Source organism: Xanthomarina sp. (genome assembly GCF_035306705.1).
In the GTDB taxonomy this organism is placed as follows: Bacteria; Bacteroidota; Bacteroidia; order Flavobacteriales; family Flavobacteriaceae; genus Xanthomarina.
The window spans coordinates 13,871-40,267 of sequence record NZ_DATGNO010000072.1 but is presented as its reverse complement, the minus strand read 5'-3'; the positions used below and the strand labels follow the sequence as shown (position 1 = coordinate 40,267).

22 protein-coding genes are annotated in these 26,397 nt (G+C 33.8%); 12 read left to right on the top strand and 10 right to left on the bottom strand.

Annotated features, from left to right (window positions below; genetic code table 11):
- The first annotated feature begins 80 nt into the window (after positions 1–80).
- Positions 81–2,411 (top strand): choice-of-anchor L domain-containing protein, encoded by a 2,331-nt coding sequence (locus tag VKY47_RS05920; RefSeq protein ID WP_324311185.1) that lies wholly within the window; start codon positions 81–83, stop codon positions 2,409–2,411.
- A 117-nt stretch (positions 2,412–2,528) separates the two neighbouring features.
- Entirely contained in the window at positions 2,529–4,532 is a 2,004-nt protein-coding gene (gene uvrB / locus VKY47_RS05915; RefSeq protein ID WP_324311183.1) for an excinuclease ABC subunit UvrB, read from the top strand.
- A gap of 231 nt (positions 4,533–4,763) precedes the next feature.
- On the opposite strand, the gene VKY47_RS05910 is transcribed toward uvrB, so the two are convergent.
- Positions 4,764–5,165 (bottom strand): TerB family tellurite resistance protein, encoded by a 402-nt coding sequence (locus tag VKY47_RS05910; protein WP_324311181.1) that lies wholly within the window; start codon positions 5,163–5,165, stop codon positions 4,764–4,766.
- 224 nt (positions 5,166–5,389) lie between these two features.
- On the opposite strand from VKY47_RS05910, the gene VKY47_RS05905 reads away from it, so the two are divergent.
- On the top strand, positions 5,390–5,659 hold the full coding sequence (locus tag VKY47_RS05905; protein ID WP_324311180.1) for a DUF1456 family protein: 270 nt from the start codon (positions 5,390–5,392) through the stop codon (positions 5,657–5,659).
- Between the two features lie 64 nt (positions 5,660–5,723).
- Positions 5,724–6,422, top strand: coding sequence for a phosphoadenylyl-sulfate reductase (locus VKY47_RS05900; protein WP_324311178.1), 699 nt, complete (start codon positions 5,724–5,726; stop codon positions 6,420–6,422).
- A 103-nt stretch (positions 6,423–6,525) separates the two neighbouring features.
- On the opposite strand, the gene sucC is transcribed toward VKY47_RS05900, so the two are convergent.
- On the bottom strand, positions 6,526–7,722 hold the full coding sequence (sucC, locus tag VKY47_RS05895) for an ADP-forming succinate--CoA ligase subunit beta (RefSeq protein ID WP_324311176.1): 1,197 nt from the start codon (positions 7,720–7,722) through the stop codon (positions 6,526–6,528).
- Positions 7,723–7,935: 213 nt separating this feature from the next.
- Between sucC and lysA the strand changes: the two genes are divergently transcribed.
- Entirely contained in the window at positions 7,936–9,144 is a 1,209-nt protein-coding gene (gene lysA, locus VKY47_RS05890; RefSeq protein ID WP_324311174.1) for a diaminopimelate decarboxylase, read from the top strand.
- A 134-nt stretch (positions 9,145–9,278) separates the two neighbouring features.
- On the opposite strand, the gene VKY47_RS05885 is transcribed toward lysA, so the two are convergent.
- Entirely contained in the window at positions 9,279–9,773 is a 495-nt protein-coding gene (locus VKY47_RS05885; RefSeq protein ID WP_324311172.1) for a T9SS type A sorting domain-containing protein, read from the bottom strand.
- 764 nt (positions 9,774–10,537) lie between these two features.
- On the opposite strand from VKY47_RS05885, the gene VKY47_RS05880 reads away from it, so the two are divergent.
- The 7 genes from VKY47_RS05880 (at position 10,538) to VKY47_RS05850 (ending at position 18,161) form a co-directional block, all read left to right on the top strand.
- A complete protein-coding gene (locus tag VKY47_RS05880) occupies positions 10,538–12,556 on the top strand; it encodes a tetratricopeptide repeat-containing sensor histidine kinase (RefSeq protein WP_324311170.1) in 2,019 nt (672 codons plus the stop codon).
- A gap of 1 nt (position 12,557) precedes the next feature.
- Complete coding sequence (locus VKY47_RS05875; protein WP_324311169.1) at positions 12,558–13,301, top strand: LytR/AlgR family response regulator transcription factor; 744 nt, start codon at positions 12,558–12,560, stop codon at positions 13,299–13,301.
- Positions 13,302–13,464: 163 nt separating this feature from the next.
- A complete protein-coding gene (locus VKY47_RS05870) occupies positions 13,465–13,911 on the top strand; it encodes a hypothetical protein (protein ID WP_324311167.1) in 447 nt (148 codons plus the stop codon).
- Between the two features lie 164 nt (positions 13,912–14,075).
- Positions 14,076–15,014, top strand: a complete 939-nt coding sequence (locus VKY47_RS05865) for an NAD-dependent epimerase/dehydratase family protein (RefSeq protein WP_324311165.1) — start codon at positions 14,076–14,078, stop codon at positions 15,012–15,014.
- A gap of 746 nt (positions 15,015–15,760) precedes the next feature.
- Positions 15,761–16,333 (top strand): nuclear transport factor 2 family protein, encoded by a 573-nt coding sequence (locus VKY47_RS05860; protein WP_324311164.1) that lies wholly within the window; start codon positions 15,761–15,763, stop codon positions 16,331–16,333.
- A 189-nt stretch (positions 16,334–16,522) separates the two neighbouring features.
- The gene (locus VKY47_RS05855) at positions 16,523–17,575 is read left to right on the top strand and encodes a proline iminopeptidase-family hydrolase (RefSeq protein WP_324311162.1); all 1,053 of its coding nucleotides are present in this window, start codon (positions 16,523–16,525) and stop codon (positions 17,573–17,575) included.
- Between the two features lie 46 nt (positions 17,576–17,621).
- Positions 17,622–18,161, top strand: coding sequence for a Pycsar system effector family protein (locus VKY47_RS05850; RefSeq protein ID WP_324311160.1), 540 nt, complete (start codon positions 17,622–17,624; stop codon positions 18,159–18,161).
- A gap of 350 nt (positions 18,162–18,511) precedes the next feature.
- On the opposite strand, the gene VKY47_RS05845 is transcribed toward VKY47_RS05850, so the two are convergent.
- The 7 genes from VKY47_RS05845 to VKY47_RS05815 form a co-directional block, all read right to left on the bottom strand.
- Positions 18,512–19,888 (bottom strand): M20/M25/M40 family metallo-hydrolase, encoded by a 1,377-nt coding sequence (locus tag VKY47_RS05845; protein WP_324311159.1) that lies wholly within the window; start codon positions 19,886–19,888, stop codon positions 18,512–18,514.
- Between the two features lie 73 nt (positions 19,889–19,961).
- The gene (locus tag VKY47_RS05840) at positions 19,962–20,840 is read right to left on the bottom strand and encodes a PPK2 family polyphosphate kinase (RefSeq protein WP_324311157.1); all 879 of its coding nucleotides are present in this window, start codon (positions 20,838–20,840) and stop codon (positions 19,962–19,964) included.
- A gap of 21 nt (positions 20,841–20,861) precedes the next feature.
- Positions 20,862–22,025, bottom strand: coding sequence for a sigma-54-dependent transcriptional regulator (locus VKY47_RS05835; RefSeq protein ID WP_324311155.1), 1,164 nt, complete (start codon positions 22,023–22,025; stop codon positions 20,862–20,864).
- A 41-nt stretch (positions 22,026–22,066) separates the two neighbouring features.
- Positions 22,067–23,380, bottom strand: coding sequence for an ABC transporter permease (locus tag VKY47_RS05830; RefSeq protein WP_324311153.1), 1,314 nt, complete (start codon positions 23,378–23,380; stop codon positions 22,067–22,069).
- 1 nt (position 23,381) lies between these two features.
- Positions 23,382–24,308, bottom strand: coding sequence for an ABC transporter ATP-binding protein (locus tag VKY47_RS05825; RefSeq protein WP_324311151.1), 927 nt, complete (start codon positions 24,306–24,308; stop codon positions 23,382–23,384).
- A 299-nt stretch (positions 24,309–24,607) separates the two neighbouring features.
- On the bottom strand, positions 24,608–25,735 hold the full coding sequence (gene dnaJ, locus VKY47_RS05820) for a molecular chaperone DnaJ (protein ID WP_324311149.1): 1,128 nt from the start codon (positions 25,733–25,735) through the stop codon (positions 24,608–24,610).
- A 4-nt stretch (positions 25,736–25,739) separates the two neighbouring features.
- Positions 25,740–26,264, bottom strand: coding sequence for a nucleotide exchange factor GrpE (locus VKY47_RS05815; RefSeq protein ID WP_324311147.1), 525 nt, complete (start codon positions 26,262–26,264; stop codon positions 25,740–25,742).
- Positions 26,265–26,397 lie beyond the last annotated feature (133 nt).

Here is a 26,397-nt window from a genome sequence, read left to right as displayed (position 1 = left end):
TGAAGTCCGAAAAAGTCTTTAACAAACTTTATTCCTTTAAAAAATCAATATTAGTTATCTTTGCAGACTAATAACTCTTGATGAAACAATTTTTATCTCTCACATTCTTATTGGTTTCCTGTGTTGGCTTTTCCCAAAATGTAACCACAGACAGCAGAACATATACTGCTCAAGAACTTATTGAAGACATTTTAATTGATAGCAATTGTATTACAAATGTGGTTGTTACCAATGTTTTAGGAGGTAATTTTAATGGCACGGACGAAAGCTATGGTTATTTTGAATCCAATGGCGCTAACTTTCCATTCCAAAACGGTATTGTTTTAAGCACTGGCAAACTGGCAAATGTTCAAGGTCCAAATACAACTTTAAGTGATGATGATGCTCCCAACTGGCGCGGAGACTCGGATTTAGAATATGTTTTAAACGAATCGAGAACTACAAATGCGACCATTTTAGAATTTAATTTTAGAGCTGTGGCAGACCGAATTAGCTTTAGATATCTTTTTGCTTCTGAAGAATACCAACAAGGTGATGCGAATACCTGTCGTTATTCCGATTTATTCGGGTTTTTAATTAAAGAAGAAAATGGTGGTCGATACGAAAACATTGCGGTCATTCCTGGAACTTATACTCCAGTAAAAGTAACTACAGTTCACTCAGGAATCCCTGGAGTCTGCGACCCCATTAACGAGGCCTATTTTGGAGGCTGGAACGGCTTGGATGCTCCCATAAATTTCAACGGACAAACGGCGGTATTGACAGCTATTGCAGATGTGATTCCAAATGAAGTCTACCATGTAAAATTAGTTATTGCCGACCATATAAATTACAGATACGATTCGGCAGTATTTTTAGAAGCTGGTAGTTTTCAACTAAGTACCAATTTAGGTCAAGACATGCTAATTGCCAACAACAGCGCGTTGTGTACTGGCGAAACCGTTACACTCGATGCCACACAGTTGGGTACAAATACCTATAAATGGTTTAGAAATAGTGTTGAAATTCCTTTTGAAACCAACGCAACTTATGAGGTTACAGAAGCTGGAACATATAGTGTGGAAGTTATTATAGATGGAACTTGTTTCTCTTATGGCAATATCCAAATTGAAGTAGCTCCAAATCCAATTGTTTTCAACACAACCCTTATTACTTGCGATTATAATTTAGATGGCTTTACAACTTATAATTTGTACCATGCTGAAACCGATGTTACAAATAATGACCAGAGTTTAACTTTAGAGGATTTCTATTTATCACAAGCCGAGGCTATCGTTGGAACAGATCCAATTCCTACTCCTACTAGTTTTGAAAACACCATTTTAAACCAAATTGTTTATGCAAGAGTTGCGAATGCCAATGGCTGTATTTCAGTGGCTGAAGTTACTTTGGATTTCGCAAACAATCCTGTAGCTTTCCCTATGTATCTTGCTTGCGACGACGAAACAAACGATGGGATTATCGTTTTTAATCTCCAGGATTTAACAACCTATGTACTTGCCCAAAACAATGTTCCAAATACCGCAAATGTCACATTTTACAATTCTCAAGAAGATTTAGAGAATCAGGTAAATGCACTTTCTGGAACTTATGAAAATACAGATACACCATATTTCGATTATTTATATGTACAAATTACAGATAACGGTATTTGCTATGCCTATGCGTCTCTTTATCTCATGGTTTATCCAAGTCCAGAATTGGCTCCAAACGAAGAAACTTCTTATTGTTTAAATCTTTTTCCACAAACCATCACTTTAGATGCTGGTATAATTAACGGAACTGCTTCAGACTTTACCTATCAATGGCATTTGGATGGTGTAGACTTAATGCTAAATACCGAACAAGTTTTAGTGAATGAAACTGGAATTTATACTGTTACGGTTACCAATAGCGATAACTGTTCTAGTTCAAGAAACATAACGGTGCTTCCTTCTAACCTAGCTACTGTTGAAGACATTTTTATAATTGAAGCATCAACCAATAATTCGATTACGATTACAGTTTCGGGAGAAGGCGATTATGAATACGCTTTAGACGATAGCAATTTCCAAGACAGCAATACTTTTAACTATGTCTCAGCTGGATATCATACCGTGTACATTCAAGACAAAAACGGTTGTGGTATTGTTTCCGAGGTAGTTGCCGTATTAGGTTTTCCAAAGTTTTTTACTCCAAATGGAGATGGTTATAACGATTATTGGAACCCTATTGGAATCGATTATTCTTCACCTTCTATGAGAGTCAAGATTTTTAATCGCTATGGAAAACTATTAAAAGAATTGAATCCTACTGAAACTGGTTGGGATGGTACGTTTAATGGTAATTTACTTCCTAGCGACGATTATTGGTTTGTAACAACCTTGAGCAACGGAAAAGAATATCGTGGTCATTTTTCACTAAAGAGATGATTTTTTGAATACTTAAAGTTGATATACGTGTTAAGCATTAAGCAAAACTTTAATAACTTTAGGCACTCATAACTTTAGGCACTTTTAAATACTTTAGACACTCGAGGCACTTATATTATGAAATTTAAGATTAAATCAGAATTCAGTCCAACAGGAGATCAACCCACAGCAATTAATCAATTAGTTGAAGGTCTTGATGCCCAAGAAAAATATCAAACCTTACTTGGTGTTACCGGTTCTGGAAAAACCTTTACTGTTGCCAATGTTATAGAAAGAGTACAAAAACCCACTTTGGTTTTGGCACATAATAAAACCTTAGCAGCGCAATTATATTCGGAGTTTAAACAGTTTTTCCCTGAAAATGCTGTCGAATATTTTGTATCCTATTACGATTATTACCAACCCGAAGCCTATATTCCTGTTTCTGGAGTTTATATTGAAAAAGATTTATCCATAAACGAAGAAATCGAAAAAATGCGATTAAGTACAACCTCTTCCCTACTTTCTGGTAGACGAGATGTTATTGTAGTTGCTTCGGTATCTTGTTTATATGGAATTGGAAATCCTGTAGAATTTCAGAAAAACGTCATTTCACTTGAAAAAGATCAGGTTATTTCCAGAACAAAATTACTACATCGATTGGTTCAAAGTTTATATTCTAGAACCGAAGCCGAATTTAATCATGGAAATTTCAGAATAAAAGGAGATACAGTTGATATATTCCCAAGTTACGACGATCACGCTTTTAGAATTCATTTTTTTGGTGATGAAATAGAGGAAATTGAAGCTTTCGACATTCAAACTAATGAAGTGATTGAAAAATACGATAGGGTCACTATTTATCCGGCCAATATGTTTGTGACTTCACCTGAAGTTTTGCAAGGAGCCATAAAAAGCATTCAGGATGATTTAGTAAAACAATACGATTATTTTAAGGAAATAGGCAAACACCTTGAAGCCAAAAGATTAAAAGAACGCACCGAATTCGATTTAGAAATGATTCGTGAATTGGGTTATTGCTCAGGAATTGAAAACTATTCTAGATATCTGGATGGCAGACAGCCTGGAACCAGACCCTTCTGTTTATTGGATTATTTTCCAGACGATTATTTAATGGTTGTGGATGAAAGTCACGTCACCATTTCGCAAGTTCACGCCATGTATGGAGGAGACAGAAGCCGAAAAGAAAATTTAGTGGAATATGGCTTTAGACTTCCTGCCGCAATGGATAATAGACCTTTAAAATTTGAGGAGTTTGAAGCGCTACAAAATCAGGTGATTTATGTAAGTGCAACTCCAGCAGATTATGAACTTCAAAAATCGGGAGGTGTTTTTGTAGAACAGGTTATTAGACCTACTGGACTTTTAGATCCTGTAATTGAAGTGCGACCAAGCCTAAATCAGATAGACGATTTAATTGAAGAAATCCAATTACGTGTAGAAAAAGACGAACGTACTTTAGTAACAACTTTAACCAAGCGTATGGCCGAAGAATTGACCAAATACTTAAGTAGAATCCAGATTCGCGTACGTTATATCCATAGTGATGTAGATACTTTGGAGCGTGTAGAAATCATGCAGGATTTACGAAAAGGCTTGTTTGATGTACTAGTTGGTGTAAACTTACTTCGTGAAGGTTTGGATTTACCTGAAGTCTCATTGGTTGCTATTCTAGATGCAGATAAAGAAGGGTTTTTACGTTCGGCAAGATCATTGACTCAAACCGTAGGAAGAGCTGCAAGAAACCTCAACGGGAAAGCCATTATGTATGCCGATAGAATTACCAAGAGCATGCAAAAAACGATGGACGAAACAGATTACAGACGTGAAAAGCAAATTGCTTACAACACTAAACATAACATTACGCCAACAGCTTTAAATAAAAGTTTGGACAATGCCTTATCTAGAAATTCTGTAAGCACGTATAGCTATGAATTAGAAGCTATAAAAGCTGCTGAGCCAGAAAGCAAATATCTTTCTAAAGGCGAACTGGAAAAGAAAATTCGTGAAAAACGGAAGTTCATGGAAGAGGCAGCCAAAGCCTTGGACTTTTTACAAGCTGCGAAATTTAGAGATGAAATTAAAGCCTATCAAGGGAAACTGGAAGCTTTGAATAGCTAGAAATTATTGTATGAAATTCCTCGCCTTTGCTAAAGTTTCGGATGGACAGGCAAACACTAAATTCCAAAAATCCAAAGATTAACAAATGTTGATAAGTTGAAGATGATCTAATCCTTTTCAGGAAATTTCAATAAAAAATATTCGTGTACCTGCCAGACAGCAAGGTAAGTTCGTGGCAAGAAATTTTTATCTAGAATATTGAATCAAGAGTTTTAAACCCTGAATTTAGAACTAATTATACTGTACCTTAAAAATATCAATCAACACATCGGGTGGAACAATTTTATTAGGAAAGCTTTCCATTAAATACAATACTTTATTGATAGATTCGTGACTTAAACCCATACGAATGCCATAATTAAAGAGCTTTATTCTTTCTTTATGTGTGTGTTCTTCGCTGATATTCATTAGTAAAACCAATCTATGAAATTGAACAATCCGTTCGCTATGCGATTTTAAAGGAAAGTAATTTATAGGGTACTCTATTAGGTAATCAAAATCTTCTCTCGAGATTTCAAGTTGCTTTGCAATTGCCAACAAAAAGCTATATTCAATTGGCTTTAAATCGTTTTCGCTTTTTGCAAATGAAATCATTTCGGACAAAAGGCTTAATTTTTCGACCCTGTTAATCATTGTGAGGAATGGATTAATATTTACCTTATAAAGATACTTATAAACCATATTTAATAATCCATGATAATTTGTAACTTGTCGAAAAATAATGTGCGGTTTATCGTTAATATTTTACATTAATCTCACATTAAACACTAAATACCTGATTTTCAGTTAAATACCCAAAACATGCGTTTCACCGAAGTTTTGCTTCTGTGAGAAAATAAAACATTAAATTTTTGTACATGACTAATAATGATATATTTAAAAAACTAAGGGTCGCTTTACAACTTAGGGATGACGAAATAGTAAAGATTTTAGAATTAGTGGATTTTAGAATTACTAAAAGCGAATTAGGTGCTTTGTTTAGAAAAGAAGACCATCCCAAATATATGGAATGTGGCGATCAAATTCTGAGAAACTTCTTAAATGGCTTGGTCATACATCTTCGTGGACCTATGCCAAAGAAAGCTGAAAAAAAACCGGAAACAGATAAAAACCAAAAAAAACTATAAAATATTTTATTAGTAATCGATTATTCTTACATTGCACAAATAAGACTAAATCGTCCTAAATACTATGTTCGACAATCCTACTACTATAAATCCTTCTGAAATTTCAGAAGAGGCTATTAAATTTTTAAATAAAAAATACAAAGCGCTTTCGCCTTCCAACCGTATAAAGCAGCTTTATATAGACTTCGAGCTTAAAGATATTATGCTTACCAGTTCCTTTGCGGCAACTTCTGCATTTTTACTCAAAATACTTTCTGATGTGAATAAAGAACAACCCGTATTTTTTATTGATACCGGTTATCATTTTGAAGAAACCTTAAAATATAAGGAAAAATTAGAAAAGCTTTATGGACTAAAGGTTAAATCTATTAGCGCCACAAAAGAAGAACACGAGTTTACCACAAAAAACGAAACTTGGAAAACCAATCCGGATTTCTGTTGTTCTATAAACAAAGTAAGGCCTTTAGAAACCATTAAAAAGCAATATAAAATTTGGGTTTCCGGATTAATGGAATGGCAAAGCGACCACCGAGCAACCTTAGATATTTTTGAAATGCGCGGTGAGATTTTAAAGTTTTATCCTCTATTGGATATTACCAAAGAAGAGCGTGATGCGTATATTGAGGAACATCAGTTGCCTTTTCATCCTTTAGTAGCCAAAGGCTATAATTCTATTGGGTGCAGCCACTGTACGGTTCCTGGAGAAGATAGAGATGGCAGATGGAACAACAGCCCAAAAACAGAATGTGGTTTGCATTTATAAGCAGATAGCTTAAAAATATAAAACAATAAAAAAGAGCAACTTTAAATTTAAAGTTGCTCTTTTTTTATCGTTAAAACTCTTTGGCTTTGCCTCGAGTAAAAATTTATTGATTCTTTAGTACTTCCTGTACTTTATCTGCAGCTTCTTGGAATTCTGTAGCACTTAATACATCCAATCCAGAATTATCGATTAATTCCTTAGCGATGTCTGCATTGGTTCCTTGTAAACGTACAATAATTGGCACAGTAATATTTCCCATGTTTTTGTATGCATCAATAACTCCTTGAGCTACACGATCGCAACGAACAATTCCACCAAAAATATTAATTAGAATAGCTTTTACATTAGGATCTTTTAAAATAATTTTAAAAGCAGCCTCTACTCTAGCAGCATCTGCAGTTCCACCAACATCTAAAAAGTTAGCTGGTTCTCCACCTGAATACTTGATTAAATCCATTGTTGCCATGGCAAGTCCAGCTCCATTAACCATACATCCAACGTTTCCATCTAGATCTACATAGTTTAGGCCTAAAGCTCCTGCTTCCACTTCAATTGGGTTTTCTTCGCGTAAATCGCGTAAGTCTTTATAATCTTTATGTCTAAAAAGCGAATTATCGTCAATGGTTACTTTCGCATCCACAGCCATAATTTTATTGTCGCTTGTTTTTAAAACTGGGTTGATTTCAAATAAAGAAGCATCAGATTCTACATAAGCTGTATAAAGATTAGTGACAAATTTCGTCATTTCTTTAAAAGCCAATCCATCTAAACCTAAGTTAAAAGCAATACGTCTTGCCTGAAAAGGCATTAATCCTACAGATGGATCCACTTCTTCTGTAAAAATTAAATGTGGAGTTTCTTCTGCAACTGTTTCAATGTCCATTCCACCTTCAGTAGAATACATAATCATGTTACGTCCAGTAGCACGATTTAATAATACAGACACATAAAACTCGCTTGTTTCACTTTCTCCAGGATAATAAACATCTTCAGCAACTAGTACTTGATGTACTTTTTTACCTTCAGCAGACGTTTGAGGCGTAATTAAGGTCATGCCTATAATTTGTCCAGCAATTGTTTCCACCTCTCCTAGGTTTTTAGCAAGTTTAACACCTCCACCTTTTCCACGTCCACCTGCGTGAACTTGGGCTTTTATTACATGCCAGCTCGTACCGGTTTCAGAAGTTAATTGTTTAGCGGCAGCAACAGCCTCTTGAGCATTTTTTGCAACAATACCACGCTGAATACGTACGCCAAAGTTTGCTAATATGTCTTTTCCTTGATATTCGTGTAAATTCATCTTTATTAATTTAGTTGTCATTCCCTTTAAGAAAGGAAACTCTTAAATCTATTGTGCTGCAAAAGTAAACAACCTATTGCTTTTTACCAATAATTTTTATAGGAACTATTTCTATACTTTACAAATGACTGAAATCTGAAATAATTATCTCATAAATACGAATGTTTATATAAAATTACTTGATAATTTTACACTTCACAAAAAACAATTAAAATGAATTACAAAACCTTATTACAAATTGCATCGGACTTTGGAAGTCCTGTTTATGTGTACGACTCGGAGAAAATAGCATCTCAATACAAACGTTTAACAGCTGCATTTAATAAGGTGAAACAGGTGAAAATTAAATATGCTGTTAAAGCCTTATCCAATATTTCAATTTTAAAATTTATGCACACCCTTGGAGCTGGATTGGACACTGTTTCAATTCAAGAAGTAAAATTGGGTTTGGCAGCCGGGTTTTCGGCAGATAAAATTATTTATACGCCAAATGGAGTTTCCTTGGAAGAGATAGAAATTGCAGCACAGCTTGGAGTTCAAATTAATATTGACAATCTATCCATTTTGGAACAGTTTGGAACCAAATATCCTAACATACCCGTTTGTATTCGTATTAATCCACATGTGATGGCTGGCGGAAATACCAATATTTCTGTGGGGCATATTGACAGTAAATTTGGAATTTCCATTCATCAAATTCCACATATTTTTCGCATAGTAGATAACACAAAAATGACTATAAATGGCATTCACATGCATACTGGAAGTGACATTCTCGATATTGAGGTGTTTTTATATGCCAGTGAAATACTTTTTGAAACAGCCAAACATTTTAAAAACTTGGAGTTTATAGATTTTGGTTCTGGTTTTAAAGTGCCCTACAAAAAAGACGATATCGAAACAGACATTGAAGAGTTTGGAAAAAAACTCACTAAAAGATTCAATGGGTTTTGCAAAGAATACGGCAAGGAATTAACTTTAGTTTTCGAGCCCGGAAAATTTCTAGTAAGTGAAGCCGGTTATTTTTTAACCAAAGTAAATGTGGTAAAACAGACCACATCTACCGTTTTTGCCCAAATTGATTCGGGATTCAATCATTTAATCCGCCCCATGCTCTATGGATCGCAACATGAAATTGAAAATATTTCCAATCCAAAAGGCAGAGAACGTTTTTATTCGGTAGTAGGATATATTTGCGAAACTGACACTTTTGCTAACAACAGACGTATTACTGAAATTACTGAAGGAGATATTTTAGCTTTCAAGAATGCTGGAGCTTATTGCTTTTCTATGGCTAGCAATTACAATTCCAGATACCGTCCAGCCGAAGTTTTATGGCATAATAACACCGCACATTTAATTAGAAAGCGGGAAACTTTTGAGGACATTATCAAGAATCAAATTGAAATTGATATTTCATAAAAAAAAACATGTCACATTGAGCACAGTCGAAATCTATTACGAATCAAGAATATAGATTTTTCGACTGTGCTCAAAATGACAAGATCCCATACTTTTCGGACAGCTTCTTCTCCATTTTATAATATAATTTCAACTTACTTTTTTAAGAACTTTTTAGTGTAAATGCCACTATCAGTAGTAATGTTGGCAATATACATTCCTACTTGTAAATTAGAAACTGAAACAGATGTCAAGTTATCATTTACAGTTAAGACGGTTCTTCCACTCATGTCTGTTAAAGTGATTGCACGAACTTTTTCATATTGATTTAAATGAATATTTAATACATCTCCAACTGGATTAGGTATTAGCTTCATATCATTACTTACAAACTGATTCAAAGAAACACTCAAAGGACTAGATAAGAAACTTTCCATAACCGTTACTGTTTCATTTACACCAATTAAAGAAACTACAACATGAACTGTATTTGTTCTAAAAACCAAAGTTCCATCGTTGGCATCATAATAGTAATAACTAGTTTGTGTTATGTTACCCACATTTGGAAACATATAAGTCAAACTTAAATTTTGAACCGTTTTTAATCGTGTTACAGCACCACTATATGCTCCTTCTCCAAGATCGTTCATATTAAGTGTCCTATAAGCATCTACTGCTGTAATAATAGACCCAGAAAAAGTTCCTGCATACGTATCGAAGTTAAAGTTACCTGCAACGGCGTCTGTATTGGTGGCGTTATAGTTTAATGGAAAGGTTCCAATAACCGCATTATTTGTAGTATAGTTTAGCTCTAATCCAGTAGCTTCAGCTCCAGTTATGGATACGTGTCCAGCAACATCTCTAGTAAATATTTTACTAGAAGCACTTGTGGCATTTTCAGTAATAGTTAAAACCGAAGTCGTTCCTGGATAGGATGTAAGTTCTTCAGGTGTTGGAGCCGCATAAGCATCTAAAGAAGTGTCAACAGAAGATAAATTAGTAAAGTTCCAAGTTAAATTAGCTCCATTTGCATTTTGGTCGACAGCCGTAGAAGATGTTACAAGAGCAAAATTAGATTGTGGTAAACTATAGAACGAATTGATAGGTGTTTGTCCAAAAGTGAATAAAGTAATTAGGAAAAATAAGAAAGGTAATTTTGTTTTAATAAAAGTTAGTTTTCATCAAAACTATTAAAAAGCATACCTGATGAACAATAAGCAAGTTAATTGTTGAAAATTAACGATAAAGCGTTATGGTAGAAACCATTTTATAGTAAATCGACATCTATTCCTTGTAAAAATCAACTTTTAATAAATTTTCTTCAGAATAAAATATCTGAAACCACAAGCTAAAACTTTTTTTTTAGTATCTTTAAAATCTCCTTGAGTCTTTTTATTAATAGCTGAAAAGACTTATGAAAACTAACAAATTTAAGCCGATCGCGCTTTATAGCACAGCATTTTATTGTTGTGCCCCAAAAACAACATACCTTTTCGAATCTACTTCTAACTACAAAACCACTAAATTTCATCTATTTATTGTTTTTGTGTTTCTTATACATTCTGCTCTTGGTCAAAATAACAAATTAGACAGTTTATCTCTTATTCTTCACAACACAACCAACGACGCCGTTAAACTTAATATACTAAGTGAATTAGTTTTGGAGGCCGCCAAAACAGACTTGGAAAAAGGCTTACTATATGCACGACAAGGAGTGGAATTTTCAGAGAAAACCAAAAATATACAATGGCAACCAAAATTTTATGAAATGCAAGGAAGAATGCATGCCAATCTTTTGGATTTGGATTCAGCTGCTAGTTATTTTAATAACGCTTTAAAAGGCTACAAAACTATTAATGATAAAAAAGGTCAAGCAACTACCTATTTTAAAATAGGCTGGATTTATAAAAGAAGAGGAGACTTAGACCAAGCCCTAAAAGTCGATCTAGATGCCTTGAAGCTCATGGAGTCAATTGACTACAAAGAAGGCATAGCTGGTGCTTACAGTCGTGTTTCTGAAGATTTAACCAAGCAGGGAAGACCTAACGAAGCCCTTGAATATGCTTTAAAAAACATCGACTTTTGCAAAGAGAATCAATTGGATAATGAATTGGTATTTGCCTACACAGCTGCAGGAGATAGCTATATTTCTATGGGAAACAATCTGGAAGCATTTAACCATTTCAATCAAACGCTTCAATTGGCTAAATCCTTGGATTTTTCAATTTTCAATCTGATAAATTTTTCAAATAATCGAGCCAATGCGCTAAAGCGTTTAGGGAAATATCAAGAAGCTAAAAGTGAATATGAAAGCACTCTCTCGAAAGCAGAAAAAGTAAATTATGAAAACGCCATTTATGTAATAACTGCAAATTTAGGCGAAATAAATCTTTTGTTAGGAAATTATAAGGATGCCCTAAAACATCAACTTCAAACGGTTGCTTTACAAGAAAAAAACAATGATGTCTCTAACCTTACAGAGAATTACGACCACGTAAGTACCATTTACGAGAAATTAGCGAACTATCCGAAAGCCTTGGAATATCAAAAAAAAGCAAGAGCTATGAGAGATAGTATTGCTACCATGGAAAGCGACAAAGCCATGTCTAAGCTATTAACTCAATATGAAACTGTTAAAAAAGAAGAAACCATAGCAAGTCAAGAAGCGAAAATATCACAACAAAAAAAAATACAGATACTGTATATAACCATTGCCAGTTTGGCTATAATAAGTTTAATTGGCATGCTTTCCAGCATGAAAACCATAAGACGAAAACGTGAGAAACTACAAGTTTTAAATTTAGAATTAGAACAAAAAAATAAACAAAATGAGCTTTTGCTCAAAGAAATCCATCATCGGGTTAAAAACAATCTGGAATTGGTAAAAAGCTTAATTTCCTTACAAGCGTCACAATTAGAAGATTCCGCTACTAAAGATGCTATGGTTGCAAGTCAAAACAGAGTGCAGTCTATGGGAATTATTCACCAAAAGTTATATCAAGGTGAAAATCTGGAAAGCATTGAAATGAAAGATTATTTCATCAATTTAAGCGAAGGAATTTTAGACACGTTCAATTTAGAAGATCAAGTAAAAATTGAATGTACCATGGATCATTTGGAATTAGATGTGGACACAGCTGTTCCAATCGGGCTTATTGTAAACGAATTATTGACCAATGCACTAAAATATGCCTTTCCAAACAACAAAAAAGGCAATATAGAAATTAGCCTCTTACGTAATAAACCAGATGTTTTAACACTAAAGGTAGCGGATAATGGCATTGGAAAACCTAAAGGTACTGCACCAAAAGGAACGGGTTTTGGTTCGAAATTAATCACACTTTTAACGCAACAATTGAATGGGAAAATGGAAGAAAGCAACCGAAATGGCACTTCTGTTTTATTTCACTTTAATATAAAACCAGCAGCATAAAATGAAAACTCCTTTACAGATATTAATAGTTGAAGATGAAATGATTATTGCTGCAAACATTTCATTACAACTAACTTCGCTAGGCTACGATGTAACAGGAATTATTCCACGTGGAGAAGAAGCGCTCCTTCACATTAAACAACATCAACCCGATATCGTTTTATTGGACATTAATTTAAAAGGACAAATAGATGGAATTGAAACAGCCCTTTTAATGCAACAGGATTTTAATATCCCCATTATTTATTTAACGGCCAATGCAGATAATGTCCATTTTGATAGAGCCAAAGCCACAAATCCTTACGCTTTTATTTCCAAGCCCTTTAAAAAACTAGATTTACAACGAGCAATTGAGTTAACTGAAAATCTCTTAAAACCTAAAGAGAAAACAAATAAAGAACCCAACCTAGAAATTGAAGATCCATTAATATTAAACGACTGTATTTTTGTACGCCATCACGAAAAAATGGTAAAAATCAGCATTAAAGACATCCTCTATATTGAAGCCGAAAGAAATTATTGCCGCATATATTCCAAAGATAAAGAGTATTTATTGGTAACTACTTTAAAAGCTATTGATGAGAAATTACCACAAGATCATTTTTTAAGAATTCACAGATCGTTTATCGTAAATATTTCGCAAATAGATGAAATTGCTACCAGTCATGTCGTGGTTTCAAGAAAAGCCATTCCCATTAGCAAGCAACTAAAGTCTGAACTTCTAAAGCGTCTACATACCATTTAATATTATTTTCTACAGCTGAATACCAATCAATTAACAACTAATTGGTTCGATAAATAATAATAGCTATTCGGACAAACATTCTTGTTCTTCGTCCTAACTCCCTTTCAAATACATCATTTAATTGCGAACTTAGTTCAAGCTATTAATCTGAACAACTCATAAAATGAAATCTTCAAAATCCATAATTGTATTAGTAATTTGGACCACTATTTTTTCGCTTACAGGTTATTCTCAAATCCAAAGTAACGAAGTGATAGCCGTTGAAGAAGTTTATAATCATATTCTAATTAACGAAGTTTCAGATACAAATCCATGCTGGCCACAAACAACAAACTGTCTTATACCAGGGACAAATATGGCTGCTTCCATTTTTTTATTTAATTCTACTGTTGTAAAAAACCTAATTGCAGACTTCAAAGTAAATTGGGAGTATGTAATATTTAGCGACATCCAGATAACAGAAATAGATAGTGAGAACATATTGGTAACGGGGTTTCTATCAGGAAAAAACATGGAGAAAGGCATGATAAATTATTTAGCTTTTCAACATAATTGGGTAATACAAAATGGCATACCTATAAAAATCATCCAGCAATCAAGCCTCAATTAAAAAATGGGCAGATGGTAATCTATAGAGGGAGAGTTTTTAAAATTATTTAACTAGAGACGATTTTTCTTGCTATTAAAAAGCTTCTCAAAAAGTTAAAAACAAAAGTCATCTGCCCTATTTTTTTAAACAACGGCTTTTTAATTATCACATAATACAAAAACATCATGAAAAAAACAGGTATTATAGGAGGTTCTGGTTTTATAGGAAGCCATATTACCAAACTATTTTTAAATAAAGGTTTTGACGTTAAGGTGTCGACCACAGACATTTCAAACCAAAAAAAATACGAGCATTTAATGGATTTAAAAAATTCAGACCATCTATATCTGAGTGAACTCAAAATGGAGGATAAAACGCTCTTAAAGGAATTTGTTAAAAACTGCGATATTATAATTCATGGTGGCACACCTTTTCAATTGGATTTTAAAGATGCTCAAACCGAATTATTCGATCCAACCATTAAAGGCACCGAAAATTTCTTGGAAATAATCAAGGAAACACCAGGAATAAAAAAGGTAGTTATAATTGCCTCTGTGGCTGCATTAAATACGAATTTCCCATTACCAGCAGGAGGAAAAACTTCAGATGATTTATTTAGTGAAAAAGACACACCTTTTTTTAGTAAAGAAAGTCATCCGTATGCACAAGCCAAATTCTTGGCTCACCAAACGGTGAACGATTTTATTGCAAAACACCCTAATCTCAATTTCGAAATAACCAGTGTGTTACCCGTTTTGGTTTTTGGAAAGTCTATGTCGCACAGAGAAGATTCCACTTCCACAGGTTTACAATATTTAATCAAAAACAAACTTGCTCCAAATCCGTTCGTACAAATGCTTTATGATACTAATGCAGAATTTGCCATTGTAGATGTAAGAGATGTTGCAAAAGCAGTTTTTAACGCAGCAACGACTACTGATTTAAATAGGAAAAACTATTTATTAAGCAGTGAAACTTATTCTGTTTCAGACATTTCACTGATGTTAAATCGTAAAAAACCAAAAAAACCACCCAAAACAATATATCAAAACCAATTAGCTAAAGACGATTTAGATGTGTCCTTTCGAGCTGTAAAAACAACTTTAAATAATTATTCAACATGAAGACTATTCGAAAATCCTCTTCTTAATTTGTACTTGCTTGTTTATAATCTAACTGCTTGCAGTCCAGAAGACACTCTTCGTCTGAGGAATTAAAAATATTTTCATCATGAATAATCACGTATGCTTTAAGTACGAGAATCTGGATTTACGCCAACATTATAAAGCACATAATAAGAGGCAACTCCATACTATCCAAATTCCAAACGGCAAGCTGGTCCTTTTGCTGCAGCACTAAAAATGCCCACTCCACCTTCGCTTGTGGTAGATAAAATTTTGGAAATATGGGAAAGCAATTCCTAGAAGCTAAGACATCCAGTTGGCCCAGATGCAGTACCGTTTATGACATGGCGAGCTTCCTTGACAGATGAACAATGGGTATATTGGAATGCTGCTAGTGATGAAGATTGGTGTAAATTGGTTGAACAGGATTTTGGACTGAATACCAAATAAATATTTTTTTTGCGCTTTCTTTTAAGGAACTCACTCTTTCTTTAAAAAGAAAATTATCGCTTGCAAGATTACATTCACTATATTTTTGTATTTTTACTTGAGTACGAGATATTTAAATCATCTACGTACTTATATGTTTTTTGCTTTAATAGCAATCAGCCCCTTTTGCTATTAACTAAAAGATAACGCTCTAACAACCATTTTGACACTCAAAACGGCATTCTTTGTTATAGGCTTCTAAAAAGTTATCTTATTTAAAAGCACAACAATAAATTTTAACCTAAAAATCTTAACTTATGAAAAATCTTACTTTAATTGGATGTTTATTTTTAATTTTCACATCTTGCGGCAATGAACATCGATACACACAAAACTCAGAAGAAATAGAAATTGTAAAAGCTGTTATTAGCGATTACAACTATCAAGAATGGGAAAACCTCATGTCTCATTATCATGATACCGCACACATTTATTACAACTCTAGAACTACAATTTTATCTCCCACAGATCTTGAGGGCTTTCATAAAAATCATGATGCAGGTTTTTCTACCCGTGCTTTTGAAGATGAAAGCAGGGAATATGAAATGATTGAAGATAATAACGGAAAATCTTGGGTGAATTTTTGGGGTCTTTTAAAAGGAAACCTAGAAGGAAACAATAAACAGGTTATCATTCCGGTACATATTACTTTTCAATTTATTGATAAAAAAATTGTTACGGAATTTGGCTATTGGGATACCTCTGAAGTACTGTCTGAAATAAAAAAAATAAATTCAGAAGAAATTGTGTCAGATATTGTTAAAAAACCAATGAAAATTGAAGATGTTCCAGAAGTTGTCGAGATTGAAGAAAGTGAAGATTATAAATAATTCACAGAAATAACAACTTAAAAATTCTGTTTTTTTTAAACGTCAAAACTATTAAATAAAAATATTGACCTGCTCGGACAAAAATCATGAGCTTTCGTCCTAAATCGATTTTAAAGTAACTTAAATATCACGTACTTAGAATTCAAAGATTATTGAATTGTACAAACTATTTATAATACTAACATAATTATGAAATCGAAAGCTCATGTTATATTTTGTTGTTTAGGTATATTTCTTGGATGTCAGAAAAAACAAGTTTCTGTTCCACAAACCGATGTCGTTTCGAGCTATATGGACTACTCAAACAGTAAAGACCAATTTACTGGGGGCATCAGCATGGTTCCTATTACAACTTCAAAAGGCACCTTTAAGGTTTGGACCAAACGCATTGGAAACAATCCTAATATAAAAGTCTTATTACTTCATGGAGGACCTGGTGGTACGCATGAAGCTTTTGAATGCTTTGACGGTTATTTTCCCAACGAAGAAATTGAATACATCTATTACGATCAACTAGATTCTTATTATAGCGATAAGCCAAACGATTCAACACTTTGGACTATAGACCATTTTGTTGAAGAAGTTGAACAAGTTAGAAAAGCTTTGAATTTGGACAGTAGCAATTTCTATTTGTTAGGTCAATCTTGGGGAGGTATTCTAGCCATGGAATATGCCTTAAAATATCAGGATAACTTAAAAGGGCTAATTATCTCGAATATGATGGCCAGTATTCCGGAATACGAAAAATATGCAAGTGAAGTTTTAGGGCCACAACTTCCTCCAGAAGTCTTTAAAGAAATTAAAGAACTGGAAGCCAACAACGATTTTAGTAACCCAAGATATACTGAATTAGTTACCAATTATTACTACACAGAACATGTATTGCGAATGCCTTTAGACTCTTGGCCTGAATCCATTAATCGGTGCTTTTCACATTTAAATCCTAGCATTTACATCTACATGCAAGGTTATAGCGAATTTGGTGTAACAGGAAATGCGTCTTTAAAAGGCTGGGATATTTCAGATAAATTAAAAACTATAAAAACACCCACTTTAACCATTGGAGCTACTTATGATACCATGGATCCTAAATACATGGAATGGATGGCAAATGAGTTTCCAAACGGACGTTTTTTCCTTTGTCCAAATGGAAGCCATTTATCTCAATACGACGACCAGAAAACATATTTTAAAGGTTTGATTTCATTTATTGTAGATGTCGATTCTGGCTTATTCAAATAATTAATATTCAAAAATTATGGAGTTTCAAAAATTAAAAAAATCGGAAATGAGAGACCATAAGTATACAGAAGAACTGGTCGATCATTATTGGGGAAGCATCAATTATGTATCATCACTTATAAAAGCTTCTGAAATTAAGGCCGGTCTAATACTATCCTTTTATGGAATTTTACTGAATTTCTCATATAAATTTATTGAAATCATCTTGACATCTACACCATCTAAAACACTCCTATTTGTACTCTTAGGAGCATCCTTTATGTGTACACTTACTTCCATATATTTTAGTATCCGTTGCTTTATGCCAAGGATTGAAGCTACCTACGAAAAAAACGTATTCTTCTTTAAAGATGTTATTTCTAAATTTGGAACGATTAAAGAGTTTTCGAAAACGTTTTATAAAATTAGTCTTAATGAAGAACAGTTATTCGACCAACTGGGACAGCAAATCTACATTATTTCAAAAATTGCTTCTATCAAGTTTAAATATGTAAATAAGTCTTTACGATTTTTGGCTCTAAGCCTTTTATTTTTACTTGTTTCTTTGGCATATAATTTAATAATCACTTCTATTTTAGAATACTAAATTCAAATAAAGGATATCATAGCCATGTAAAAAAGACTAGGTTCTAGTAGAAAAAACAAATAAAAGGAATGGTAAATAATGTAAAATTAAAGGGTTCTACCTACGGTTGCTCTCTTTTAAGTAATGACTTTGTTAGCTACTACTTTTTTCAAAATAGCTTGAAGTTTTAAATATTTAGGGGTTACTACTAAATATTATCAGACCTAGGTTTGACATTCGATTAGTACGAAATGTCCCTCCAAGAACAAATTATTTATAAATTAGAATGTTTCCGGAACCTATTAAAATAAGCCAAATCCATCATTGAGAAAATCTTTGTTTCACTTTAAATAAAATTTTCAAAAGAGCTTTTAATTAACCAGGCCGTATTTATCAAATAAATAAACCAAGCTGGCCATAGAAGCTGCCCCAAGTTCTAATTCCCTTTTATTAACGGCATCAAAAGTATCGTTTGCAGCATGATGATAATCGAAATAACGTTGCGAATCTGGACGCAAACCAGCTAACACATTAGAATTGGTTTTTAAAGGCCCTACATCTGCTCCACTTCCTCCTTTTTCAAAATAATGGATCAAATAAGGTTTAAATAAATCTTTCCACCCTAACACCTGGTTAAAGTTGGCATCGTTACAATCAAAACTAAAGCCACGTGGTGTAAAGCCCCCAGAATCACTTTCTAAGGAAAAAATATGATTTTCGCCTTTCTGCTTGGCAACCTCAGCATATTTTAAAGCACCTCGAAGTCCGTTTTCTTCATTCATAAACAAGACCACGCGAATACTTCTTTTTGGCTTGATACCCGTTTCTTTAAACAAACGCAGGACCTCCATAGATTGTACAACACCAGCACCATCGTCGTGGGCACCATCTCCTAAATCCCATGAATCTAAATGGCCTCCAACAATAATATATTCATTTGGAAATTGGCTCCCTGTAATTTCACCAATAACATTGTATGATTGCACATCGTCTAATTGCCTACACGTCTGACTAAAATAGAACTTTGTATTCTTATTCAAGGCCAACATGGTACTTAAGGTATTAGCATCGTTCGTACTTATTGCAGCCGATGGAATCCGTTTAGATACTGGTAAATTTCCATAAGTCATGCTTCCTGTATGAGGAAAGTTGTCTTGACGTAAACTTAAAGAGCGCACCAACACGCCAACTGCTCCGTATTTGGATGCTTCCAAAGCTCCAGAATATCTCTGGTTAGCACAACTTCCATAAGCTTCAAAGGTTTGAATAATATCTGGTTGCATTGGTCGGTTAAAAAACACAATTTTCCCTTCTATATTTTCTTTTCCAAGAACTTCTAATTCCTCCATGCTTTTCACTTCAATTACATGAGCTTTTAATCCTCCTAAAGGCGTAGCAATAGAACCTCCAAGTGCACAAATATTTACATTGGTTGTAGATCCTAAACCCGATTCGATAAAAGCAAATTCAGGAGCACCACGTACCCATTTTGGAACCATAACGGGTTGTAACCAAACTTTATCAAGTCCTAGTTTTTCAAGTTCTTGTTTTGTGTATTCTACGGCTATTTCAGCATTTAAGGAACCTGACAAGCGCCCACCAATCTGGTTTGACAAATGGTCCAACCATTGATAACTATTTCCATTGGTTAGAGAGGTTTTATAAAGACTTTTTAAAATCTCTTCATCTGTTTGTGCCGAAGCATTTAATGCAAGAAATAGACTGAAAAATAAGATGGTAAATCGCATGAGCTGAGTTTTAGAACTAAGATAGTATTATTAAAAAATCAAATTGTTAAACAGAAGGCTAAAAAATGATCGTTTATTCGTTTTCAAGTTGATTTTTATAAAGTTCCAGATTTGCTTTCACCTTGTCGTCTAATTCTGGTTCTTTAATATCTTTATATTGTTTTAAGGTTTTGTATATAATGTTAGCCACTAAATATCTTGCTGTGGGCTTATCGTCTGAAGGTATGGTAAACCATGGAGCATGAGGTTTAGATGTTCTATTTATGGCATCCTGATAACACGTCTGATACGTACCCCAAAGCTCTCGCTCTTTTAAATCTCCTGGAGAGAATTTCCAATTTTTATTTTTCTTTTCTAAACGACGAAGCAATCTGTTTTTTTGCTCCTCTTTAGAAAGGTGTAAATAGAATTTAAAAATAACAGTTCCGTTTTCGGCTATGTGTTTTTCAAAGTTATTGATTTGCTCAAAACGCTTGTCCCAAAAAGCGTCGTTTACATCTTCTAAAGAAGTTACATTGGGTAGATTTTCATCTAAAATATACTCGGGATGTACGCGAGTTACTAACACGTTTTCGTAATGTGTTCTATTAAAAACACCAAATTTTCCACGTGCAGGCAGCGCTATATAATGTCTCCATAAATAATCATGTTTCAACTCTAAGGATGTTGGCACTTTAAAGCTGTGGACTACCACTCCTCTTGCGTTTAAATCTTTAAAAACTTCACGAATCAAACTATCTTTTCCAGCTGTATCCATTCCTTGCAAACACACTAAAACCGCATATTTTCCATGCGCATACATAGTATCTTGAACTATAGCTAGTTTTTTTCTAATTTTCCCAAGCTTTTTTTCAATTTTTTCAGTATCTGCTTCTAAATTAAAAGTGGTTGGAATTTCCTTTAAATGAATAGGTTTGGTAACTTTAAACTGTTTATCATCTATTTTTTTCATGAAGAAAAGAGTTTCTAAGGATTATTTTGAAGCAAACATTTTAACATCGTCTTCCCCAACTTCTTTTTCGCCTAAAATAATTAAACGTTCTACCACATTTCGAAGTTCACGAATATTTCCTGTCCAATCGTATTCCTGAAGCATTTTTATAGCTTTTGAAGAAAATGATTTTTTTGCAGTGCCTTGTTCGTTTGATATTTTTTCGGAGAAATAGTCAATTAATAAAGGAACATCTTCTCTCCTCTCGTTCAAGGATGGCACTTTAATAAGTATTACTGCCAATCGATGGTATAGGTCTTCCCTAAAATTCCCAGCTTCAATTTCCTTTTTTAAGTCTTTATTGGTAGCTGCTATAACACGTACATCTACTTTAATATCTTTTTCACCACCCACACGTTGAATCCTGCTTTCTTGCAAGGCTCTTAGTACTTTGGCCTGAGCAGACAGGCTCATATCTCCAATTTCATCTAAAAAAATAGTACCACCATTAGCTGCTTCAAACTTTCCTGCTCGATCTTTTACAGCACTTGTAAAAGCACCTTTTACATGGCCAAACAATTCACTTTCTATAAGCTCTGAAGGAATGGCAGCACAATTAACTTCTATTAAAGGCCCGTTTGAGCGTTCACTTTTTTCGTGCAACCAATGTGCAACTAATTCCTTTCCTGTTCCATTTGGGCCAGTAATTAGCACACGGGCGTCTGTAGGTGCCACTTTTTCAATCATTTTTTTTATACTTGAAATGGCTTCACTTTCGCCAATCATTTCATAGTTTTTACTCACCTTCTTTTTAAGGCGTTTGTTTTCAACCACAAGCTCTTTGCTGTTTAATGCAATACGAACGGTATTTAACAATCTGTTTAAATCTGGTGGTTTTGAAATATAGTCGAAAGCGCCCAATTTCATGGTATTTACAGCAGTATCTAGATCTCCATGACCAGAAATCATAACCATTGGAATTTCGGGTTTTATTTTTTTAGCGGCTTCTAATACCTCAACACCATCCATCTTTGGCATTTTAATATCGCATAAAACCAAATCGAAATCCTCGTTTTTAATTTTTTCAATTCCAATTAAACCATCTTCGGCTTCTTCTACGTGATAATCGGCATTTTCTTCTGAAAGAATTTTAACCAATACACGTCTAATGGCTGCTTCATCTTCTATTACTAATATTCTTGGCATTTTTATATTTTATTCTCTTTTATATATTCTCTAAACTTATTTTAATATTTAATCCACTTAAGCAACTCTTTATAGCTAGGTTTTTTACCATACATTAAAATACCAACACGGTATATTTTTGCTGCAAACCAAACTGTTACCATAAAAGTTCCTACCAATATAACGAAAGATAGCAATTGTTGCCAAACCGGAACGCCAAAAGGAATTCTCATTAACATAACAACGGGCGAGGTAAATGGTATAAACGAAAACACAGTAGAAACTGTACCATGCGGATCTTCAATTACAGTAAAAATACCTATATAAACAGCCAAGATTAACGGCATTAAAATAGGCAATAAAAATTGTTGGGTATCAGTTTCATTATCTACAGCAGCACCAATAGCGGCATATAAAGAACTATACAGCAAATAACCTCCGATAAAAAACAAAATAAACGCAATAATTAAATTGGTAATAGGCAAATTGTAGAATGCCGTTATAACGTTTTGAATTTCGGTATTTACATCTGGATTTTGCATGGCTTGGTTTAACAATTCCTGTTGACCAGATTGCGATTGGGCAAGATCTATTCCAAAAACCAAGGATAAGATTGTCATTAAAACACCTCCAAGAATGATCCAAATTACAAATTGTGTAATTCCAGCCAAAGAGGTGCCAATTATTTTTCCTAGCATAAGCTGAATTGGTTTTACCGAGGAAATAATAATTTCAATTATACGACTGGTTTTTTCTTCAATAACACTTCGCATAATCATGTTACCATAAATAATGATAAACATAAATAATAAATAACCTGCTAGGCCACCAAAAATAAGTTTCACTACGCTGTCGATTTTAGAGGTTTTTTCACCAACAAAACTTTCTTGATCTATGTTTACGCTAACTCTGGCCGCTTTAATTTGGGCAATATCCACACCTTCAAATTCCAGTTTTACATCGGTTAGTTGTTTTTCCAACTTACTTTCTAAAGCAGACATTAGTGTTAATGAAGCTGGTTCTTCGGAATAAAACTTGATGTGATTACCAAGTTCATTAATATCTCTAAAGTTGTCAATGTGCAACAAGCCATACTCCTTGTTTTCTAGAACTTGCTTTTTGGCAGCTTCTAAAGTTATATTTTCAAGGATGTGATATTTAACGGTTTCTGTATCTGTAAACGAACTTTTTAAAATTCCGGATTCGTCCAAAATAGAGATGGTACGCTCCTTATTATTATTAATTTGAGATAAATAAGCAACGACAGCAATAAGCGCAATCATGATGATTGGACTTAAAATAGTCATGACAATGAATGATTTATTCTTGACTTTGGTTAAGTATTCTCTTTCTATGATTAATCCTAAATGATTCATATTAGTTGTTCTTAATAGCTTGAATAAAAATATCGTTAGCACTTGGGATGACTTCCACAAAATGAGACACTTCTCCTTTGGAAGTTAGAAAGCTCAACAAATCGTTAGGAACATCGTTTTTAGACAGTTTTACATTGAGTTTCAAATCATCTCCCAGGGTTTTAAAATTAGCCGAAGACACCATAAATCTTTCAGACAATTCTTTTTCCAATAAGAAATTGTTCGAAGCTCTAATGCCTATTTCAAATGTATTGGTTTTAAATTGCTTCTTGATATCTGTTAATTTCCCATCAAGAATTTTATTGGACTCATGTAGCAAGGCTATTTGATCGCATAATTCCTCGACAGATTCCATGCGATGTGTTGAAAAAATAACAGTCGCTCCATTTTCTCTTAACCTTAAAATTTCATCTTTAATAAGAATGGCATTAATGGGGTCGAAACCAGAAAAAGGTTCATCGAAAATCAACAGCTTTGGTTCATGCAAAACGGTGACAATAAATTGGATTTTCTGAGCCATTCCTTTGGAGAGTTCTTGGATTTTCTTGTTCCACCAGTCCCCAATTTCCAATCTTTCAAACCAATATTTTAATCTAATTTTGGCTTCCGATTTACTCAATCCCTTTAAACGTGCTAAATACATGGCTTGCTCTCCTACCTTCATGGATTTATACAAACCACGTTCTTCTGGCAAATAGCCAATGTCTCTAATATGATGGGCCTTTAAAGGCTCCCCATCTAAAAAAACCTCGCCTTGATCTGGCATGGTAATTTGATTAATTATTCGAATCAGGGTTGTTTTACCTGCACCATTTGGACCAAGTAGGCCATAGATACTTCCTTTTGGAACAGCAATAGACACTTGGTTTAATGCTGTAAAATCTCCAAATTTTTTAGAAACAGAATGGGCTTCTAATAGGTTATTCATACGAGTTTATTATTAGAAATAGAATGGTAAAGATATTAAATGTGCTAACGTAAACCCTAATATAAACCTATAAATTAGTGAGACAACAAAACAAGGGTATAAAAACAAAACCCACCCTGAAATATAAAATATTTTAGGATGGGAAAAAATTGCTATGAAAAAGAAAAAAACCACTATTTTAAAATAGTGATATTCCAAATATAGTCATTTTTAATAAACAAATGAAAATTAAGAATAAATAAGTTCCTAAAAATGAAAAAACCCGCAAATTTAAGCGGGTTTCACAAGGTTTTATTATTTTAAGTAAACATATCTTTAACTTTTTCAAAGAAAGATTTGTCTGAGCTTTCTGGCTTAGGCGCAAAATGTTCATCGTCTTTCATAGATTCAAAAAAGTCTTTTTGTTGCTTGTTTAAGGTTTTTGGGGTCCATACATTAACATGTACTAATAAGTCTCCTTTTCCATATCCATTAATGCTAGGAATACCTTTTCCTCTTAAACGCAATATTTTTCCAGATTGGACTCCAGGTTCTATTTTAATACGCACTTTTCCTGTTACGGTATCGATTTCCTTAGAAGTTCCTAATACCGCATCTGGATAGCTTACATATAAATCGTAGTGTAAATTATCTCCTTCTCGTTGTAAAGTATCGTGTTTCTCCTCTTCAATGGCCACTAACAAGTCTCCCGAAATACCATTTCCTGGAGCTTCATTTCCTTTTCCAGAGACTTTTAACTGCATTCCATCTACAACTCCAGCTGGAATTTTAATAGAAACTGTTTCCTCTTTAATAACTAATCCGTGTGCATCTGCGCCCTCTGGTTTTTTATCTATAGTTTGTCCGGCTCCTCCACAAGTAGTACAAGTGGTTGCCGTTTGCATCCGTCCTAATATGGTGTTTGTAATTCGTGTTACTTGTCCAGAACCGTTACACATACTACAGGTTTTGTACGTAGTGCCTTTGGCTTGGATTTTACGTCTTACTTTAACTTTTTTCTCAACCCCATTAGCAATTTCCTCTAGGGTTAATTTAACTCGAATACGTAAATTACTACCTTTTACACGTCGTTGCTGACCTCCAAAGCCACCTCCAAAACCAGAGAATCCTCCTCCACCTCCAAAAGCACCTCCAAAAATATCACCGAACTGACTGAATATATCGTCCATATTCATGCCAGCTCCAGCAAAGCCACCGTTTCCATCAAAAGCCTGATGACCAAATTGGTCGTAACGTGCTTTTTTATCGGCATTGCTTAATATTTCGTACGCTTCGGCTGCTTCTTTAAATTTTGTTTCAGCGTCCTTATCGTCCGGATTTTTATCAGGATGATATTTTAAGGCCTTTTTTCTGTATGCCTTTTTAATTTCAGCAGCAGTGGCGTTTTTTTCAATCTTTAATATCTCGTAATAATCTCGTTTTGCCATCTTCTTATTGTCCTATAACTACTTTTGGAAATCTAATTGTTTTATCGCCTAACTTATATCCCTTTTCAACTATATCAACAATCTTTCCTTTCAAATCCTCTGAAGGAGCTGGAACTTGAGTTATAGCTTCATGGACATCAGCATTAAAGGTGTCACCAGGATTTAAAAGAATTTCTTCTAAGCCTTTTACTTCCAGAGTGTTTTTTAATTTATTACTAATTAATTCCACACCTTTCAATAAATCCTTTTCTTCAGTTTTAGAAATTTCAATATAAGCTCTGTCAAAATCATCTAAAATTGGCAACAAGGCCAACATCACATCTTCGTTAGCAGTTTTAAAAAATTCAATACGCTCTTTAGATGTTCGTCTTTTATAATTTTCAAACTCAGCAAATAAACGTAAAAACTTGTCTTTTTCTTGTTTCAGCTCTTCTTCAAGCCTTTCTTCATTGCTTAGCTCCACCTGATCAATAACTTGATCTTCAATTTGTTCGGAATTTATATCTGTATTTTTATTTTTCTTACTCATAGTCGTATCTCATAAATTATTTTTAATACTTCTTTTGAATGGCAAAAGTACTGCCATTATTATAAAAATGTCAAAATGTCATTAAAAAACTTTAATATTTCTTTTAGAATTTATTCATCGGGAAATGACTACT